The following is a 19,078-nucleotide window of genomic DNA, read 5'->3' as shown; positions in this document are numbered from 1 at the left end:
AGAATCTGACAAGGGCAGCCGATAGTGAAGAAGCAGCAAATAATAGAGAATAAAGACGTTGTGAAATGGAAATGCCTGATTAAAAGAACTACAGGTGATTTTGTAGAGAGATGTAATAAGCAAAAAAGAACGGAATAGATTTTGAAAGATTGCTTATTATCAGTTAAATCAAATAAAATTAGTGATCCTGTATTTTACTGAGATTTCAGCACAAACAGAATTTAAACAGCTCCCTGCTGATATTGGCAGGGAGCTGTTTATTCTTTATTGATTTTCAACAAGATTTTTGTTGAAAATCAAACTGTTTTTGTCATTTACTAGAAGTAACTGTAATATTCAGAACAATAAGAGCGACTAGATAGTAAGGTTTTCGACTTATTCCATTTACCGCATTGAATCACGAAGAACGTAATGATTCGATGCTTTCTCGTACGAGGAGTTCGTCACAGCTTAGAGCTTACAAGCGATGAACGTACCTACTCTTGGCTCTCAAAGCTGAACGCTTTTGCTGCATACCTCAGAAATCGGCATGTTTAAACAGCTCATTCAAGATTACAGAATGAGCTGTTCATTTTTAAGCATAGTATCGTAATACGTCTTTTCAATAGTCGACTGAATATGGATAAGCTCATCCTCCTGAGGCATTGGCTGAACATGTAGAACTGGAAGGTCAGTAGAGAAAGGATTGTATGTATCTGTCACAATCAGATCAGCTTGTTGATGATTTTCAATAAAGGAGACTGGAACTCTAGTGAACTTTATGATCGTATTCTGCAAATAAGTCGCAGACAGTTGACCAAGTTTTGCGAATGTGTGGATTTTTACAGGAGGCTGAAATGTTGTAAGAAAGCTATGTATATAAAAGGTATATCCTAGAGACAAAGAAAAGGTGAATTCTTTTCCCGCAAAACGTTGAAAGGCGGGCTGCTCTCGTAGTAAATCAAAGAAACAGTCAATTTTCTTATCTAAATTCTCATTATTCAAGATGACCAATCCATAATCAGACATTCGGTAAATCCAACGAACCTTTCTCTGAAAGATGTAGCTTGTTGCATGTCCATGCACTAAAACTTGGTACATATAATTGAAGTTTTCCTTGCTGACAGGTACTTGAAAGAAGTCCATAAATAGTTTGACCCATAGGTAGGAAAGCTTTTCGATATCTGTTTTTAGCTGATCCGTATTCTCGGGTGCATCAATTTCCGAAAGTGATGCCCTATCTAGACTAAGTCCCATTACTGAATTGAAAACAATATATAAGCAGTGCTGTTCTGCAGACAATGTTGTATTATCCAAAGAAAATACACTGAAAAAATTTCTGAGAGAATCCTTTTGCTGCAAATTAAAAGCTGCTTCTGTCATTTGAAGCGTTTCTACTTTATCCAACTCATCAGTTTCATTGATATAATTCTTTGAGCGGATTCGGAAGTATGTGATAGTCAACCATAGATTAGAGAAAGAATCATATCGTCTTTGTCCTTCTATTGTTAAGAAGTTGGGAATACCAAGATAATCCTGGACGTCAGACAATAAATAGAAATAGAACAGGCGAATCTGCCGCTCAGCCCCTACAAATTTCTTCTCCCCTTTTAAATCCAAATCGACTTGGAGTACCTGCAATTGTTCTTTCAAATAAGGAAATTTGCGGTAAACCGAAGGAATGCTGATAAAATTCCTTTCAGCAAAATCTTCTATTGAAAGAAAATTCTCCATTAAGATATCAATCATTAGCTTGAAACAGATGGAACGTTCGTAATATAAAGCTTTAAATGCATTCTTGTCAAAAGCTGCCGGCACAGCCAGTTGAACATTTCCATGATTACCAATATGTAAGTTCAGTTTTTCACTTGAGTGTATGTGCTTATTGTCCTCTATCAATCGATGAAGATACTTCGTTATGATTCGCCTGTCTACACCCATTTCTTTTGAGAGGGATGTAACAGTCAAATTATTAGTCGCTCTTTCTCGTAAAAGAAGAAGCAGCAGCTCATATGCTCTAATATCATCTTTTTCGAATAATCTCACTCAAAAACCTCCTTGTTATATAAATCCCAAGTGTCACTAATAAATATTTGTAAATTATATCATGGTTGTGTTTTAGTTGGGTTACATAACAGTTAAATTTTTTTCAGATATATTTAAAATATATAAATTATCAATAATTGTATAGAAAACAGGAAAAGGTGTTATTGCTCAAAAAATAAAAATATTATAAATTAATTTATGAGGTTATAAAGAAAGTGTGAGCTGATAATTCAGTTTTTTTAGGGGAAAGATGAGGTTTTTGCTAAAGTGGAAATAGATTGTTTTTTTCTTTTATGTAGCGCATTTGAGATATTTCAGATAAAAAAATTATACGTTTCACTAAATGTAAAAATAAATTATGTGTAATATCTTTAAAAGGTAAAAATATTTTAATAAAACAATTATATTAACATGATAATGCAGTTTTCTTTTTAAGTCTAGATGTTTTTTAGCATTATTTTTTCAATTTTTTGTAATTAATTGAAAAATTATGAGAATTATTAATAAAAAATAGTTTGAAGTTTACGCCGTCAAAAAAATCGTCAAAAATAAAGATAGAAATGAGGGAGATTTTCATGCCTAGAAAAGGTGAAAATATTTATAAACGAAAAGATGGTCGTTATGAAGGTCGATATGTAAAATCACGTGCTTTCGACGGTCAAATCAAATATGGGTACATATATGGAAAAAAATATGCAGAGGTCAAGCAAGAATTAACACTGCTTAAAGCACAGTTTACTTTTGCACAGAAAAAAAAGCTGAATGCTTCAGAAACGGTAAGAAGCTGGATGATGTATTGGTTAGAGACGAGTGTTAAGAACCAAGTGAAGATATCTACCTATATGAACTATAAGGGGCATTTAGAGCGATATATTCTTCCAAATCTGGGAGAAATTCAACTGGTTTCTTTACAAACAAGGGAAATCGAAAGCTTTATAGAGTATCTATCTTCGCTTGAGTTATCTGGGATAACCATCAGGTGTATCTTCAATATTTTGAAAAGCGGATTGAAGAAAGCACGACTTTCTTCCTATATATATGAAAATCCCTGCGACAACATCAGTTTACCGAAAATCGATAAAAAAAAAGTGGCTGCGTTGGATATACAAACTCAGACAGCGCTTGAGAAGCTTGCACTGGAACATCAATGCTTTCCTATTATACTTTCTTTATATACGGGAATGAGGATTGGAGAAATCAGCGGATTAAAGTGGTCAGATATCGATTTAGAGAATAATGTTCTTTATATTGAAAGAATCGTTGTACGGGTTCCAGTGTCAAATGAGAAGACAAAAACCAAAGTTTTATTGGGAACACCTAAGACGAAAGCCTCTATACGTGCGATCCCGATTGCTTCTAATGTGAAAAGCTATTTGTTATCAATTAAGAAGGAAGGTTCGGAGTTTGTTTTTCCTTGCGGAGACAGCTTTTCTGAACCGAGGATTATCAATTACCACTTCAAGAAAATTGTTGAGCTGATGGGTAGAAAAGACATTCATTTTCATATGCTTCGCCATACTTTTGCTACCAGATGTGTTGAGAGGGGTGTGGATGTCACTTCTCTGAGTATGATACTTGGGCATTCTTCTACAAAGATGACACTGGATACTTATACCGACTCTATGTGGGAAACAAGGAAGCAGGCCGTTTCTGTGGTTGATAAGCAGCTTCAGGAAAATGATTTGTTTAACGAGTTTCTAGCAAAAGTAAGCTAGTGAGTTTATCAAAACTAAATATCAATAAGAAAAGACGGATAAGAGTGATACTTATTCGTCTTTTCTTTAAACGTTTAAAAACATATGTTATTTAATTATCCGCCGTCAACGTGCCCGTCAGTTATTTTTTTAAGTATTGGTACGCTAAGGCAAAATCAATTTTTTCTTAAATGCGCTACATTTAAGAAAAACAAGCGATGATATATGAGATTAATACCTACCAATGATTTTTTATTTTATATTAATATGTTTTTTTCTGCAAATAATTGATATCAAGAAAAGAAAGGAAAAAAGATTATGTTTAATCTTGACTATGTTTCACTTGTTAATGAAGATCGACCGGGAAAATACATAGACAGATTTACCCAACTAGGCTATGACATCAAAAAAAGAGATTCCTTCCAAAAAAACAAAACATCAAGAGTATTGGATGGCGTCATCATTTTTGAAGAAGACCTGAACAATATAGCCGAAGCGTGTAAGTATATGATCAATTTGAAGAAAGAATCAGATGCATTAATTTGGGTAATCGTGTCGGGTACAATGCATTCAGCAAAATTGATTTATCTGCAAATGGGGGCTGATGCAGTTTTTACATATGAAGCAGACATGGACGAGAGCATTTTGACGATCTCAAATGCATTGAAGAGGTATAAGAAATTCAACGAAGATCGAAAGTCGGAGCAACCCGCTATCGATACAGAAAGCTCTTTGAAGCTGAATTCTAAAAACCTAAGTGCTGTGATCGATGGATGCACAGAAATTCCCTTGACTAGAATTGAATACAAAATAATGGAATTACTGACTAAGAATCCAAATGTAGCAATCTCATATCAGGATATCTACAAAGAGATTTGGGATGATGAATCTAAACACAGTAAATTCCGAGTATCAAATGTGATTTTTCATTTAAGAAAGAAATTTGATGAGGACTCGATTGAGCCAAGGTTTATCAAGACAATCAGATCTAAAGGATACTTATTAAATGTATAAGGTTTTGCCAAAACGTTATTTCCCAGAGAACCAAGTGTATCATCGGGGATTTTAGAAAGGAGCATTAGTGAAATGGAAACTATCGGGATTGTGAACATGACAGGAGAACTAAGCGAAGAATACATAGAGATGTTGAAGAAAGAAGATTACCAAATAGTACCGATTGAACCTGAAGCTAACTTGAATACAGGCTCAAAAAAGATTGATGGAGTGATTATTTTTGACGAGGAGCAAAAAAATGTTGGAGAAACCTGCAACTTGATTTTGAAAATCAAAGATGCATCTATTCCGTTTGTCTGGACTTTCTCAAGGGAAATTCCGGAAGTGAATCGATTGGTTTACCTGCAGCTCGGAGCAACAGGCAATTTTCATAAGGACTGTGAGCCGGAGGAATTGCGTCTGATCATTCGAAATACAATGATGACTCGTCAGTTTCATAGCACAGTGGATCAGAAGAAGCATGAAAGTTCAATTGGGAATGAATCTGATTTAGGACTATTGAGTGATAATCGAAGTGTATTGATCGGCACGAAAGAAATTGGGTTGACAAAGCTTGAATACAAGCTTTTGGAAATGCTCTTTGTGCGTAACGGACGTGCCGCTACTTATGAAGAGATTCATGCAGAAATCTGGGGGAAGAAACAAAAATTCTCCAGAGCTCGAATTGCGAACCTGATGTTTCACCTAAGACAAAAAATGGAAATCGATCCGCTCTATCCTAAGTATGTGAGAACTGTCCGTTCCAAGGGCTATATGCTCGATTTATGGAATTCCTCAGAAAAGTAACGAATCTTTCTACTAATTAAAGTATTTCGTTTCCTGAAACGGTCAGGGTCAAACACAATATGAAATCTAATGATCATGTCCTTTGAGGGAGATTGAAATAAATGTATCTCTGTCGAATGACAAGATACACAAATATTGAGGGAAGGAGGAGAAAAATGAAACTAGGAAAGAAATCCTTAGTGCTATTTTTAAGTTTGATCGTGTTCGGTATTGGATTTGCTTCTAACGCAGAAGCCTCCGTAGTGAATGAATCGATCACAGATAAAGTATCAGGAGTAACAACAATCGCTGTTGTACCAGCACCTGATGGATCTGGAGATAGTAAAACGTATGCCTCGTCAGCTGCGGGCCTTAGAGAAGCACTGTATGATATCTACCAAAATGGAACTGGTGAAGATTTCGCCATCTACTTTGGTGCAACACTGAATATTGCATCATCAGGAATTTTTGATGATACGATTCAGGCAACGCCATCTGCAACCAATATGACCTTCAAAACACTTGAAGGAAAGGTTGGCACATTAGTGCTGATATCTGCTCCAACAGATGCGCTATCTGCTAATACAGGAGCTGCAACATCAGCAAAAACAGTTACTTTTGCTGCAAGTAGTTACTTTGGAACGAATGTGGTTTTACGTAATATCACATATGCCGGAACAAACCTGTATATGAATGGGTATGACTTGTCTCTGAATGGGAACTCTCATGCTGTCGGAATGAATGTATTTGGTGGTTCAGCATCTACCGATGTTACAGGGTCGCCAACGATTACAGTGAATTCCACAGGAACAGGAACATGGAACTTTTATGGTGGTAATAATACAGGTGGTACCTTGAATGGTTCAGTTTCATGGATATTCAATAATACTACTGGTGATATTGCAAATATTGTCGGTGGTGCTCGTGTAGGTACCGTAACTGGAAATGTTGATGTGAAAATCAATGATCTTGGCGGTGTTATCAGCGGTGGCTACTATGGTGGAGGTATGGGAACAAGTACGACTTTGACTGCTAATGTAGGTGGGAATGTTACAACTGACATCAATGTGCAAAACACCGCAACAAAGCTTTCACTTCCTCATGATATTTTTTATGGCGGAGTAATGTACGGTAATATTTCAGGTACGATTTCCAATACAATCAAGGGTTATGGTAAATTTGCTGGGAACAACACAGCAGCAGGAGTTGCCGCGCCTGGATTTATTGGTGGATCAAGAGAGGGGAATATTGGCTCTGATCGTACTGTGACAGCTATTACTAATGATATTGATACTAGTTTGTTTTCTTCGGGTGCTACAGCATTTTCCGGAGGAAATAATGTTCGAGGAACAATAACTGGCGCTATCAAAAATACTATTAAAGCCGGTGGATATCTCAAAGGAAGTTTCGCAGGAGTCTATGGTGGAGGAAGCCGAAATATTGATACGCTTTCTGCCTCATCATTAGGTACATCAGCGGCTGTTAATGCAGCAGCAAATACCAATTTTGATAACTTGGGTAAAGATGGTCGGAAAGCAAAGGCAGAATCTGCTGCAACATTCAAAGTGTATGGGGATATCACGGTAGATATTCTTGCAGGCTGTGTCAGTGTTGATACTGATGCAAGCTATACTCGAGCAGCTGGTTATGGTGGTTATATTGAGGGAGATACGACAGTAACGCTAGGAACTCTGAATGCGGATGGATCTGTTGGCGGAGCTGGAATGGTTTACTCACTATATACGCATAACAACAACTTAAATAACACAGCTTATGATAAGGCAAAAAACACACGTTCTTATAATACTGGTTATGATGTTGTCGGCGGAGGCGGAACACCCGGCGGATACTGGTCAACCTATATTTACGGTCGGACAAAAGTTGTGATGAATAATGTAATTGCCCGTTGGACGTATGGTGGAAACTTCTCCGGAGTCGTTGAACACCCTGATGGCATCGATGCTGATACTTATGCTTCTGAGTATGTCATGAACGGTGGAATCGTAGATACTACCGAAGGAACTGGTTATATTGCTCAACGTACGTATGGACCTAGTCACACACAAATCAATTATGGTCAGGTCGACTGGTTCACTTCCGGCGGCGGCTGGTGGGACTGGAAACAATTCGGGGATGCCTCTGTTGAATTTGTAAAGGGAATCCATAATGGAACTGTAGGTGGTACTTACGGGTATTCCGGTGTGGATAACCATGTGATCGATGGAGATGTATCTGTGACCATCTTAGGTGGTGACTTCTCTGGAACACCGAGTCATACGGGAAATAAAAACTTTTCTGCTGGTCCTTCTCAGCAAGGGACAGTAACGGGAGATGCTACGCTAACAATAGATCTTACAACTGAAAATGGAAAAACATTTGTCCCGCCATCACAAGTCCAAATAGCAGCAGGGCGTTATTACAATGCAGGTACCAGTGTTGCTCTAGGTAGTGGTGACAATACGGTTACTTTGAACCTTTTTGCAAATGAAGAGTCTGGCGACGTATTGAATGGAGCAACGATTTATGGAGATGGGGGTTCAGCCTCAGCACCAAGTAAGATCAGTGAAATCAATATGAATATTGATGTACCAGGTTCAACCATCGGTACACTGTATGCAACTCAATACAGTAATATTTCTTCGAATACACTACTACGTAATGTTGATGTGAATCTGCAGCGTGCTAAATCAGTCGGTGGTATTTCTGGAGGAAATGCTGGAGATAATATCACGAATACAGTTGCTGCTAATAGTGCAGCTGTTAACAGGTATTCAACTTTTAAAGTTGGGGTTCCTGTAGGTGATGAGGAAGAATACCAAAAAGATCCTATTTTAGTCAGTGGTATTGGTATCATCAATTTTACCAGTCTTTTAGTTGATAACGAAACAACTCTGACGGCATCGGCAGGAAATATCAAGAATGGTGGTAGTGCAACAGCTGCGAACCATGCTGCGACATACAGTACTTTTGGAGATATTACTCTGAAAAACAAAGCTGGTTTAGGCGTTACCGGTAATAATGCATTTATTTCCGGAGGAAAGCTGACTGTTACTGATGAAAATCAGATTGAATCCGGTCAAGGAACAGGGATTATCAATATTAGTGATATTGAATTTACTGATCCTGATAATTCGCGGTTGACTTGGGTTAAGAATAATACAGCAACAACACCAAGTGTTACTGCAAATGGTACATGGTTCGGAACACAAACCGCTTACCAAGTACTGACAATCAATCCGACAATAGGCAATGCTTCCAAGATTACCCCGTTTAACTTTAAGGGAGTCGAGAAAGCAACTGGTAAAACATTCATTGGAGACAATGATGTGACGGGTTCTGCTAACGGATATGGGATCATGATCCCCGGATCAGTGATCGACTATATCGTTAAAGATCCGGTAGTTGATGGACATGGCTTCATTGAACATGATGTAGCAGATGTAAAGCAAGACAACTCACCTTTGACTTTGAAAGTTTGGGGAACAGAAGTTGCCGGAACGAAGGTTCAAAAAGGACGCTTGATCGTTCCAAGCTCATCGAATATTTTACCGACATTGACATTTACACCGGAAACAGCAACAACGGGTTCTTGGTTGTATAATGCAACTATTGCTTCTACAAAAGTTGGTTCAACAAGTGAAGTGATTAATGAACAATTGAATTCTAATTCGGTTGACTGGTCATCTACGGATGGCAGCTACAGCTATGAAGTCGAGGTTCGTTACTCGAATGAAGCAGAGCTGGAGGCGCGTAGCGTGATTCTTACCGAATCTGAAGCTGCAGCAGTGACAAAATCTGATATTGAAGATTACACGGAAGTAGATGGACGTCCATTCTTGGACTCAAACATCGATGCTGTTTTAGCGGAGATTAACTCGCCTTTGGGAACTGATGAGTATTCACGGAAAACAGAAGTGACATACGAAGCCGGAACTGCGGCAACGAATCCAACGAATTTAATGACAACCACAGTGAATGTGATTGTTGTGAAAGATGGTTCGAAGGTTTCCGCTGATCGACATGGAGCGATTTTTGCAGAAGATGCGATTTTACGACTGCAGGAAGTCCATGATTTAAATGGTGATCAAATCGAATTTGAAAAGCAGTACACGAATGTACGCAGCTTCAAATCTGATGGAACAACAACTGCGGATGGCACGACATCACCTGATGTTACAGCTAACGCAAGCACCTATTATGATCGACTTGATGCTTTGACCGATGCAGATGTACAGGATGACTCTCAAGTTACCTACCAGCTGCAATATGGAACAGATGCAAGTGAAGTAGTATCCATCACTGTAAATATTACAGTAATGCCGAATACAACAACCTTCATCATCAAATTTGTTGATGAAGATGGAAGTGAACTGTATACGCCGATTACTTCGACAGAAACGATTGGTTCGACGGTTGATTTGACGACAAATGATGACGTGCTTGCTGCAATTGCAGCGGTTGAGGCACAGCATTATGTGTTGGAAAATCGTCCAGGACCGGATGAAACTGCGATCTTGATTGTAAATGGCGGAACAACCGTTGAATATCAATTTAAAGGTATTCTGACACTTTCAGCACCAACAACGATTGATTTCGGTATTCAAGCAGTGAAATCAACTGTTGAACGTATCAACCAACCGACTTCAGTAACAGGAGACTTAACGGTTCAGGATACACGGAAAACACGTAATCAGTGGAAGCTGATGGCGAAAATAACCAGTGACCTGAGTAACGGGACAGATACTGTTACAGATGCATTGATCTATGTGTATAACGGGACTGATGTGGTATTAGGATCTGGTTCACAAGAAGTAGCTAGAAATACGAATACAGATAAGAACGTATACAAAATCAATGACAGCTGGTCAGAGAGCGGCGACGGCTTGAAGCTGGAAACCAAAATTGGGGCAGTTAAATCAATCGGTGACTACGTGGGAACCATTACATGGGAACTGGTGGAAGCACCAATCTAACAGAGAGGACGTATAACGAATGAAAAAGAAACACTTCTTACACTATCTTGTACTGCTCTCTGTTGGGGTATTTCTGACTGGTGTTCCATTGTCTGCAAAGGCAATGGAAGGCGGTCAGGTGGGGCAGCAAGGAGTGATTGAGTTCTATGTAGATAGTTCGTCAACTGAACCTTCAGAAAGCTCAACCACTGAACCTCCAGTCGCTTCTTCGACAGAAGAACCGCCTGTAAGCACAAGCACATCATCATCGACTGTGGTTCAAAAGCCGGCAGGGAAATATCCCAGTACCGGTGAAGTAGTCCAACGCTCGTTGATGGTCAGCGGAGCGGCAGTGATTGCTCTTGCCCTATTGTTCTTCGTGATGAAAAAACGAAAAGAAAAGAGGGAGTCATGATGAAAAAAACATTTGGGCTGTTATGTACAGCCGGACTTCTGACTGCTTTTCTATCCGGAACACAGGCATTTGCGGAGAGTGAAAAACTAGAAACAGAAGGCAATATCACCTTTGAACGAAGTTTAGAGCCACCGGTCGTTGTTGACCCGGAGGACCCAGAAGAACCGGCCGATCCGGGCGACACACCATCAACCGATGGCTATCTCCGCTTGGACTTTGTACCAAAGCTGGACTTTGGGAGAAACAAGGTATCTGATAAGGACCAAGCGTATGAAGTCAATGCGCAGCTGTTTCACAGCGATACCAATGCACGTGGGAATTATGTGCAGGTAACAGACAGTCGCGCCACAGGCGCAGGTTGGACCTTACAGGTTCGCCAAGAAACAGAGTTTACTTCTGTAAATAATTCTGAAGATGTCTTGAAGGGTGCATTCTTATCTTTTGATAAAGCATGGGCAAATTCAACCATGGATCAAAAGTACGCACCCAGCTTTCAACAGGATGTGATCGAGCTGGATAAAATCGGGATGACCTATAACATTGCCACTGCAGAACAGGGCAAAGGATATGGTACCTGGATGATCGAGTTCGGTGCTTCAGAAGAAAATACTGCTGGTTTAGCGTCAACTTTGACACCGTTGGTGGATGAGAGCGGCAATGCCGTGATGGATGCGACCTTCAACAAGCAGGTACACAAAAACAGTGCCATCACCTTTTTCGTACCCGGTTCGGTGGAAAAGAAACCCGTACACTATCAAACGGTGCTAACTTGGATTATTGCCGAGTTACCATAAATAAAACACACACAATATTAGGAGGAAACACACATGAAATTGAAAACATTATGTTCAGCAGCATTAGTAGCAACTATCTTATTCGGATCGGCAGCATCAGCATTCGCTGAAAACGGAGATGAAAAAGTATTAACAAGTGAAGGAACAATCACTTACGTAGAAGATAATACACCAAACCCTCCAGTCGATCCAGAAAATCCAGAAGAACCAGTAGACCCAACAGACCCAGTTGTGCCTAACGATGATGGCGGACCATTGGCTGTTGATGCGGTAACAAAACTAGACTTCAAAACACAAAAAGCGGTAACAACTGACCAAACATACTTTGCAGAGCAAATCGAAGTATTCAAAACCGGTGTATCTGATGGTACTCGTGGGAACTACGTACAAGTAACTGACAAGCGTTTGGCTTCTCCTACTGAAGAGCGTACTGGCTGGACTTTGTCAGCTAAAATGACACAACAGTTCACATCAGGAAGCGTTGTATTAGATGGTTCAACATTGACTTACACAAATCCTTACATTGATGGAGCTGGTGCTGATGCTCAAAAACCAGTATTAGGCTCAGCTGCAAGTAACTTTGAATTGAACGAAAGCGGAAACTCAGTAAACGTTATGGGGACTGCTGACGGAACAACAGGTTTCGGTACTTGGACAATTGAATTTGGTTCAAGCGCAGGCGTAAACGGAGCAGACGATACTACAGGTAAAGCAAATGCTGCGGATGAAAACCTAATCGAAGACGGATCTATTTCACTATTCGTACCAGGTAACACAGTGAAAACAGCTACTGCATTTACAGGTAAAGTACTATGGACAGTAGCAGCTACACCAATCAGCTAATTTGATTGATAATGTAGTTCAAAAATAGTAAAAATGAACCGGGCACTAGTTTTGTCAATCGAATTAGTGCCCTGTTTTTTTGAGAGGAAGGACCATTATGAAAAATAGAATCAAACAATGGATGTCTTTGATCATAATACTAGGCATCAGTTTCATTTTCAGTACCCCTACATATGCAGAAGAAGGAGAGACCGCAACTTCTCAAGCAGCAGAAGAAGCAAGTGGTTTTACATATCAAGTGATTTTTCCCGAAAACCAACAAAGCGAAAATGGCTATTATGATCTGCGGATGTCACCAGGACAAAAGCAAACTGTAGAAATTTTATTGAAGAATCATGGTAAGGAAGAGTTAACGGTAAATGTAACCTTAAGTGGTGCACGAACCAATCCCAATGGGGTTGTAGAATATGGACCGACGAAGCTGGAAGCGGATGAATCGATGAAGTATGAATTTACAGATATTGTCAAAGGTCCAGAAGCAGTGACGATGGCTCCGGGAGCAGAGGAAGCAGTACGATTGGAAATCACGATGCCGGAAGCCTCTTTTGACGGCATGATTTTAGGTGGTATCCAGCTTCAACGTCAAACTGACGAAGCAGAAGCAGAAGAAAATCAAGGCATGATGATCGTTAATGAATATGCTTATGTCGTTGGGATGATCTTAAGTGAGACAGATGCAGAAATCACACCAGATTTATCCTTTATCCAAGCATATGCCAGTCAACCGAACTATCGGAATTCGATTGTGATCGACTTGGGTAATATCGTTGCAGCACCAATCAAAGGAATGACAGTAGAAGCACAAATCATGGGTGAAACCAGTGACACCGTGCTATATGATGCGAAGAAGCTGAACATGAACATGGCACCGAATACTGTGCTAAATTTCCCAGTAAGTATGGGCAGTGATGCTATGAAGGCCGGAAAATACCGTGCCCATGTGGTAGCGACATTAGGCGATCAAAAATGGGAATGGACCGAACCCTTTGAGATCACCAAAGAACAAGCAGACAAGTTCAACCGAGAAGCAGTAGGTTTAGTGCAGGAACAAGGCCTCGATTGGCAGCTGATTGCCATGATCGTGGGTGGAGTGATTGCGGTTATTGTTGTGATCTTCCTGATTATTCATTTTGTAGGTAAGAATAAGAAAAATAATAAGAAGAAAAAGAAGAGAAAGAAATAATTGAAATAAAGAGGTTTGAAGGGAAAGGAGGAGCAGAATGACAACGTTGGATTGGATTGCAGTAATTGCGTTAGCATCGGCTATCCTTTTTCTCCTGTTCATGGTTTTGTTGATCGTACTGCGTGTACGGCTTGGTCGCCAATTATCAAAGTTGAAGCGTGTTCGGACAAAAAATAAAAAGAAACGAAAACGGCTGATTCGTCAACGGCGAATAGTGGAGAAAAAACGCCGAAAGTATCTTATATCTGCACTTATGCTATTCATTTTAGGTGGTGTGGGAGCGGGAGCCTCAGCCTATACCATCTACTATCAGTCAACAAACCTGAACCAGAAGGATCAGGAACTGATTGTCAAAGGTTATTATTATCTGGGAGATATTGAGGATCAGTTGGCACTAGCTGAAAGTGGTGCAGGCGGTGAAGAGCTAGGAACGGATCTAGCGACATTGGCTTCTCGAATAGGAACTTTTGCGGTTGTACGAGCGGATTATCGTTTAGGTAGTGACTACCAGCAGCTGTTGAACCGATACTATTCTTCTTTGAAGGATTTGGGAATCAACTTAGCTTCCAGAAGCTCGAACTTCTACACCAACAGTGAAGAACTGGTAGATTTTCAAGAGGACCTGGCCAAGGTACGTAATAACCAGAAAGAGGTATTTGAAACCTTTTCAGTCAATGAAGCGTCATTAAAGGAACAAAAATAAGAAGTTGTTAGAGCTGAAACAGGGAGGACGTGAGGACTGCATGACCCAAGCGCAAGCTGAAAAGAAACGACGAAGGAAACCGAAAACGTCAGGGAAGCAGAAGAATCGAACTCCAAAGAAAAAATACAAGGATAAATCGAACCCTTCAAGTAAGGGAAGCAAGAGAAAATCAACTGGATCACAGGTGATACAAAGAAAAAGGATTACTTCAGGACAGAAGAGGAGACGGCCAAATCAAAAGAAGCGCCAAAAGAAACGCTCGAATAAACAAACAATTCAACGTTTATTGATTGAAATAGCTGTAGCTATTGTCGCTACAGGAAGTCTGATTTGGCTGGCATCCCTCTTTCTTTTTTCCGTTGTAAAGGTTGATGGATATGGAATGCTGCCTACGCTTGGCGAGAGTGATACGGTCTTTGTCTCTAGACAAAGCGCGATTCGTCGATTTGATCTGGTGGCGATTCGAACGCCGGATGGGAAAGGGGTTTCTATTCGACGAATCATCGGTTTACCGGGAGAAAATATTACTTATAAACAGGATCGGCTTTATGTGAACAATGGGGAAAAAGAAGAACTGTTTATCTCAGAAGCGATTGCACAGGCAGATGCTTCAAATAGCTACTATACAGACGATTTTAGTCTGTACAAGCTAACGAAGGAACATCAGATCCCTACAGGGAAATATCTTCTGCTTGGAGATAATCGCCCCTATTCTAGTGATAGTCGTTATTATGGATTGATCGATAAAAAGGATATTATTGGTGTTGTAAAAATGCGCATTCTTCCCCTTCATCAAATGACAAGATTTTAAACTATCTTTGTTAATAAAGAAGAAGAAAGGTGCAGGATGATTTTTGATAATCGTGCTGCATCTTTTTTACTTTCCCAAATAGAGCTTCGAGCGGTTCCTTACAACGTTATCACAGTAAGGAACTGCTTTTTTTGTTGGCTTCACGTTTTACCACATTCAAAGTGGCAAAACTAGGACATTTTCTTTGGTTTCCACATTCAAAGTGGAAAAGAAAAATTTTAAGTCAAATTGAAAACGTTTTATAGTAAGTATAGAAGAACAAGGAGGTCATGCTATGTTGGAAGAAAAGGAACAAGGTACAGAATTGGATTCTATGGCAATCATTCTGCACGCTGGAAATGCAAAAAGCAGTGCTTACGAGGCGCTGATTGAAGTGAAGAAAAACAACAATGAATTGTTTGATGAGAAATATGCAGAAGCAAAAACTGAAATGAAATTAGCTCATAAAGCACATGCCGAGCTGTTGCGTAAGTTGTCATCGGAGAATCGGATGAAGGAAGTGGATTTGCTGCTTGTTCACGCAGAGGGACATCTATCCTCTACAGATATTGCAGTAGACATGATTGGCGAGCTAGGCGAGTTGTATAAATGGAAGGAGACAGTCAGTAATGGATAAAAATTTTCTATGGGGTGGTGCAACAGCTTCTTACCAATGTGAGGGTGCTTGGAATGTAGATGGTAAAGCTGAATCCATGTGGGATCACTATCTTCATGAGGCAAATTTGGAAAATGGTGATATCGCCAGTGATCATTATCATCGGTTCGAAGAGGATATTCGGATGATGAAGGAAGGCGGGCAGAATTCATATCGCTTTTCATTGGCTTGGCCAAGAATCATCAAAAACAGAGAAGGAGATGTAAATCCTAAAGGTATCGAGTTTTACCAAAGGCTGCTAGATGCCTGTCATAAATATAAAATCGAGCCCTTTGTAACACTATATCATTGGGATTTACCGCAGTATTGGGAAGAAACAGGCGGTTGGCTGGATCACGAGGTCTGCGGTGCTTTTGAACACTACGCAAAGATTTGCTACGAGAATTTTGGAGATAAGATCGTGAATTGGACGACGTTCAATGAGCCGAAATGGTTTGTTGTTAACGGGTATAAAATTGGGAATTATCCACCTGGCTATCAGGATACACAGAAAACGATGATTGCTGCGTATCATGTAATGTACGCTAATGCGTTAGGAGTAAAAGCCTTTAGAGACGGAAATCATAATGGTAAAATCGGCATTGTACACAGCTACACTCCTGTCAATGGAGTAGATGATACGATCGAAACGAAAATTGCGATGCGTTATGCAGATAATTACTGCAATAACTGGATTTTAGATACGGCAGCTCTTGGCGAGTTCCCTATTGATCTAGTTGCAGAACTTGCGAAGAAGCATGATATCAGCTTTATGAAAGCAGATGAGTTGAGGATCATCAAGGAAAACACCGTAGATTTCATTGGGCTGAATTACTATTCAAGAACGTTGGTCAAACCCTATACAGAGGGAGAAACACAGCTGACCTTCAACCATAGTGGGAAAAAGGGCGAGAGTAAGGTGCTAATCAAAAATTGGTTTGAGCAGGTGAAAGACCCAAATAATGAAACGACAGAATGGGATACAGAAATCTACCCGAAAGGGCTTGAAGATGGACTCATTGAAGCATATCATCGCTATCAACGACCGCTTTATGTTACGGAAAACGGCATTGGGGTCCGGGAGGATGTAACGGTCGATCAAGTAAATGATGATTACCGTATTGCCTTTATGAATGATCATATCAATGCAATCATGAATGCAATAGATGCAGGCTGTGATATCCGAGGATACTATGCCTGGGCGCCGTTCGATCTTTATTCATGGAAGAATGGTGTAGAAAAACGTTATGGGATCGTTGCTGTAGATTTTGAAAAAGAACAAATCAGAAAGCCGAAAGCCTCTTACTATTGGTTTAAGGAAATCATTGAAAGTCAAGGTGCATTGATCAATCGTCGAGCATTCAATTAGCAGGTATGAAAAAGTTGAAAACTGCTGATTTGTGAGAATAAACAAGTTGGATAGGAAGATTTCTATAGTTATCTTATGAAATACATTGTATTTATGGAATGAGAAAACTATGGATAATGAAATCAAGGAAGTTACAGGAAGCATAAATGAGCAGTCGAGCATAATTTAAAAATAGTCGATTGCTCTTATCAGATGAGAAAAGGGGCGTAAATAAAATGAAAAGAATCATGTTAGTTTGTAATGCGGGGATGTCAACAGGAATTCTTGCGAAGAAAATCGAAGCTGCTTCAGAAAATACAGTGAAGGTCAGTGCATATAGCGAATCTGAATACAAAGACTACTTGGCGGATATTGATTTAGTCCTGATTGGTCCCCAGATCCGATTTTTACTGCCGCAGATCGAAGAAGCAGTGAACGTGCCGGTACAAGCGATTTCTCCTGTGAAATACGGCATGATGGATGGTAAAGGTGTCTACGAAGATATCAAAAGCTTGATAGGAGGATAAAAAAATGGGGTTTAGTACATTAAGTGGAAAAATGGATCAATACATCTCTCCGATAGCGAATAAATTGAGTCAACAACGCCATTTGAAAGCGACCAGAGATGCATTTATGTCGATGCTGCCAATCACACTGTTTGGATCGATTCCAATTATTTTAAAGGCTGCACCTGTTACAGAAGATACGACTAATGGGTTTATTCTGGCATGGGCGGATTTTGCGGAAAAAAATGGAATGATCCTTAACTGGATCAGCGGAATCACTTTGAGCGCCATGTCTCTGTTCATTTGCGTAGGAATCACGTATTATCTCTGTCGTCATTATAAAGAGGATATTTTACGTCCGATGATGTTTGCAATTGCAGGATTTTTGATGCTGGTTTTAGACCCATTGAAGATGGGCTGGGATGGAAAAGAGGTTGAAATCAGCTTCTTGGATGGACGTGGGATTTTACTTTCGATTTTTGTCGCCATTGTCACCGTAGAAGGCTATCATTGGATGCGTAAAAAGAATATTGGGCGAATAAAGATGCCGGACAGTGTGCCTGCTTCATTATCAGAAACCTTTGCAGCGTTAGTTCCCGGACTTATTTTACTGACATTTTTCTCTGTGATATTCATTATTTTCCATTCGATGGAGACAACAGCTGTTCAATTCTTATATGACATCATGGCTCCGAGCTTTAAAGCTGCTGATAGTCTGCCGTTTACGATTTTGATCATATTCCTGATTCATCTGTTCTGGTTCTTCGGAATCCATGATGCGGCACTTGCCGGTATATTAGGACCGATCCGTGATGGGAATTTGTCGATCAATGCGGCAGAGAAGATGGCTGGATCTGATTTATCACATATCTTTACAACACCATTTTGGACATATTTCGTTATTATTGGCGGTTCCGGTTCAGTCTTGGCATTATCATTTCTGATGATGCGCTCTCGTTCGAAACAGTTGAGTACTGTAGGGAAAATTGGTTTTCTGCCATCGATATTTGGTATTTCAGAGCCAATCATTTTTGGGACACCCTTGATGCTGAATCCAATCTTCTTCTTTCCGTTCATCCTGACATCTGTTTTCAATGGTGTAGTGACCTACCTGTGCATGTCTTGGGGAATTGTAGGGAAAACCTTTGCTGTCTTTTCTTGGCAGATGCCGGCTCCTATAGGGGCATTCTTATCAACCATGGATTGGCGAGCTGTAGTACTGGTATTTGTATTGATTGTTTTGAATGGCTTGATGTACTACCCGTTTCTGAAGGTATACGAAAAAAATCTGGTTGCTTTAGAAGCTGAATCAGATGCGCAGGAAGCGGCAGCCACAGTAACAGAAGAAACTCCTGTAGAAGGGTAACCGTAAAGCTGGGGATGAGGTCAGT

At 39.9% G+C, this 19,078-nt stretch carries 15 protein-coding genes; 14 read left to right on the top strand and 1 reads right to left on the bottom strand.

The annotated features are described in order from the left end of the window. Positions 1 to 552: 552 nt before the first annotated feature. Positions 553 to 2,025 (bottom strand): helix-turn-helix domain-containing protein, encoded by a 1,473-nt coding sequence (locus I6N96_RS07840; protein ID WP_209557009.1) that lies wholly within the window; start codon positions 2,023 to 2,025, stop codon positions 553 to 555. Positions 2,026 to 2,600: 575 nt separating this feature from the next. Here I6N96_RS07840 and I6N96_RS07835 point away from each other — a divergent pair. From I6N96_RS07835 to I6N96_RS07770, 14 genes are all read left to right on the top strand, one after another. Then, on the top strand, positions 2,601 to 3,740 hold the full coding sequence (locus tag I6N96_RS07835) for a tyrosine-type recombinase/integrase (protein WP_209557008.1): 1,140 nt from the start codon (positions 2,601 to 2,603) through the stop codon (positions 3,738 to 3,740). 297 nt (positions 3,741 to 4,037) lie between these two features. Beyond that, complete coding sequence (locus tag I6N96_RS07830; RefSeq protein ID WP_209557007.1) at positions 4,038 to 4,733, top strand: DNA-binding response regulator; 696 nt, start codon at positions 4,038 to 4,040, stop codon at positions 4,731 to 4,733. 72 nt (positions 4,734 to 4,805) lie between these two features. Beyond that, the gene (locus I6N96_RS07825; protein ID WP_209557006.1) at positions 4,806 to 5,519 is read left to right on the top strand and encodes a winged helix family transcriptional regulator; all 714 of its coding nucleotides are present in this window, start codon (positions 4,806 to 4,808) and stop codon (positions 5,517 to 5,519) included. Between the two features lie 155 nt (positions 5,520 to 5,674). Then, positions 5,675 to 10,471 carry a WxL domain-containing protein gene (locus I6N96_RS07820; protein WP_209557005.1) on the top strand — a complete coding sequence of 1,599 codons (4,797 nt, stop codon included), beginning with the start codon at positions 5,675 to 5,677 and terminating at the stop codon, positions 10,469 to 10,471. Positions 10,472 to 10,490: 19 nt separating this feature from the next. Then, positions 10,491 to 10,865, top strand: a complete 375-nt coding sequence (locus I6N96_RS07815; RefSeq protein ID WP_209557004.1) for an LPXTG cell wall anchor domain-containing protein — start codon at positions 10,491 to 10,493, stop codon at positions 10,863 to 10,865. Beyond that, on the top strand, positions 10,862 to 11,659 hold the full coding sequence (locus I6N96_RS07810) for a WxL domain-containing protein (RefSeq protein ID WP_245186884.1): 798 nt from the start codon (positions 10,862 to 10,864) through the stop codon (positions 11,657 to 11,659). The genes I6N96_RS07815 and I6N96_RS07810 overlap by 4 nt, the downstream gene beginning before the upstream one ends. Before the next feature lie 33 nt (positions 11,660 to 11,692). Continuing rightward, the gene (locus tag I6N96_RS07805; RefSeq protein ID WP_209557003.1) at positions 11,693 to 12,502 is read left to right on the top strand and encodes a WxL domain-containing protein; all 810 of its coding nucleotides are present in this window, start codon (positions 11,693 to 11,695) and stop codon (positions 12,500 to 12,502) included. A 97-nt stretch (positions 12,503 to 12,599) separates the two neighbouring features. Further along, positions 12,600 to 13,685, top strand: coding sequence for a WxLIP family cell surface protein (locus I6N96_RS07800; protein WP_209557002.1), 1,086 nt, complete (start codon positions 12,600 to 12,602; stop codon positions 13,683 to 13,685). 37 nt (positions 13,686 to 13,722) lie between these two features. After that, positions 13,723 to 14,388, top strand: a complete 666-nt coding sequence (locus I6N96_RS07795) for a hypothetical protein (RefSeq protein WP_209557001.1) — start codon at positions 13,723 to 13,725, stop codon at positions 14,386 to 14,388. Between the two features lie 40 nt (positions 14,389 to 14,428). Beyond that, entirely contained in the window at positions 14,429 to 15,199 is a 771-nt protein-coding gene (gene lepB / locus I6N96_RS07790; RefSeq protein ID WP_245186883.1) for a signal peptidase I, read from the top strand. A gap of 274 nt (positions 15,200 to 15,473) precedes the next feature. After that, on the top strand, positions 15,474 to 15,815 hold the full coding sequence (locus I6N96_RS07785; protein ID WP_430650132.1) for a PTS lactose/cellobiose transporter subunit IIA: 342 nt from the start codon (positions 15,474 to 15,476) through the stop codon (positions 15,813 to 15,815). After that, positions 15,808 to 17,202 carry a glycoside hydrolase family 1 protein gene (locus tag I6N96_RS07780; protein WP_209557000.1) on the top strand — a complete coding sequence of 465 codons (1,395 nt, stop codon included), beginning with the start codon at positions 15,808 to 15,810 and terminating at the stop codon, positions 17,200 to 17,202. The genes I6N96_RS07785 and I6N96_RS07780 overlap by 8 nt, the downstream gene beginning before the upstream one ends. Positions 17,203 to 17,417: 215 nt before the next feature. After that, positions 17,418 to 17,708 carry a PTS sugar transporter subunit IIB gene (locus I6N96_RS07775; protein ID WP_209556999.1) on the top strand — a complete coding sequence of 97 codons (291 nt, stop codon included), beginning with the start codon at positions 17,418 to 17,420 and terminating at the stop codon, positions 17,706 to 17,708. A 4-nt stretch (positions 17,709 to 17,712) separates the two neighbouring features. Next, entirely contained in the window at positions 17,713 to 19,053 is a 1,341-nt protein-coding gene (locus I6N96_RS07770; RefSeq protein WP_209556998.1) for a PTS sugar transporter subunit IIC, read from the top strand. The last annotated feature ends 25 nt before the right edge of the window (positions 19,054 to 19,078 follow it).

This window comes from Enterococcus larvae, assembly GCF_017830045.1.
GTDB lineage: Bacteria > Bacillota > Bacilli > Lactobacillales > Enterococcaceae > Enterococcus_L > Enterococcus_L larvae.
The sequence above is the reverse complement of the archived record's forward strand: the minus strand, read 5'-3'. Positions and strand labels throughout refer to the sequence as shown.

What these genes read in the sequence shown, in the direction of transcription:
- I6N96_RS07810 (WP_245186884.1), top strand. Translation starts at nt 10,862, where the DNA reads ATGATGAAAAAAACATTTGGGCTGTTATGTACAGCCGGACTTCTGACT.
- I6N96_RS07820 (WP_209557005.1), top strand. Translation starts at nt 5,675, where the DNA reads ATGAAACTAGGAAAGAAATCCTTAGTGCTATTTTTAAGTTTGATCGTG.
- I6N96_RS07825 (WP_209557006.1), top strand. Translation starts at nt 4,806, where the DNA reads ATGGAAACTATCGGGATTGTGAACATGACAGGAGAACTAAGCGAAGAA.
- I6N96_RS07815 (WP_209557004.1), top strand. Translation starts at nt 10,491, where the DNA reads ATGAAAAAGAAACACTTCTTACACTATCTTGTACTGCTCTCTGTTGGG.
- I6N96_RS07780 (WP_209557000.1), top strand. Translation starts at nt 15,808, where the DNA reads ATGGATAAAAATTTTCTATGGGGTGGTGCAACAGCTTCTTACCAATGT.
- I6N96_RS07835 (WP_209557008.1), top strand. Translation starts at nt 2,601, where the DNA reads ATGCCTAGAAAAGGTGAAAATATTTATAAACGAAAAGATGGTCGTTAT.
- I6N96_RS07770 (WP_209556998.1), top strand. Translation starts at nt 17,713, where the DNA reads ATGGGGTTTAGTACATTAAGTGGAAAAATGGATCAATACATCTCTCCG.
- I6N96_RS07805 (WP_209557003.1), top strand. Translation starts at nt 11,693, where the DNA reads ATGAAATTGAAAACATTATGTTCAGCAGCATTAGTAGCAACTATCTTA.
- I6N96_RS07775 (WP_209556999.1), top strand. Translation starts at nt 17,418, where the DNA reads ATGAAAAGAATCATGTTAGTTTGTAATGCGGGGATGTCAACAGGAATT.
- I6N96_RS07800 (WP_209557002.1), top strand. Translation starts at nt 12,600, where the DNA reads ATGAAAAATAGAATCAAACAATGGATGTCTTTGATCATAATACTAGGC.
- I6N96_RS07785 (WP_430650132.1), top strand. Translation starts at nt 15,474, where the DNA reads ATGTTGGAAGAAAAGGAACAAGGTACAGAATTGGATTCTATGGCAATC.
- I6N96_RS07795 (WP_209557001.1), top strand. Translation starts at nt 13,723, where the DNA reads ATGACAACGTTGGATTGGATTGCAGTAATTGCGTTAGCATCGGCTATC.
- I6N96_RS07830 (WP_209557007.1), top strand. Translation starts at nt 4,038, where the DNA reads ATGTTTAATCTTGACTATGTTTCACTTGTTAATGAAGATCGACCGGGA.
- lepB (WP_245186883.1), top strand. Translation starts at nt 14,429, where the DNA reads ATGACCCAAGCGCAAGCTGAAAAGAAACGACGAAGGAAACCGAAAACG.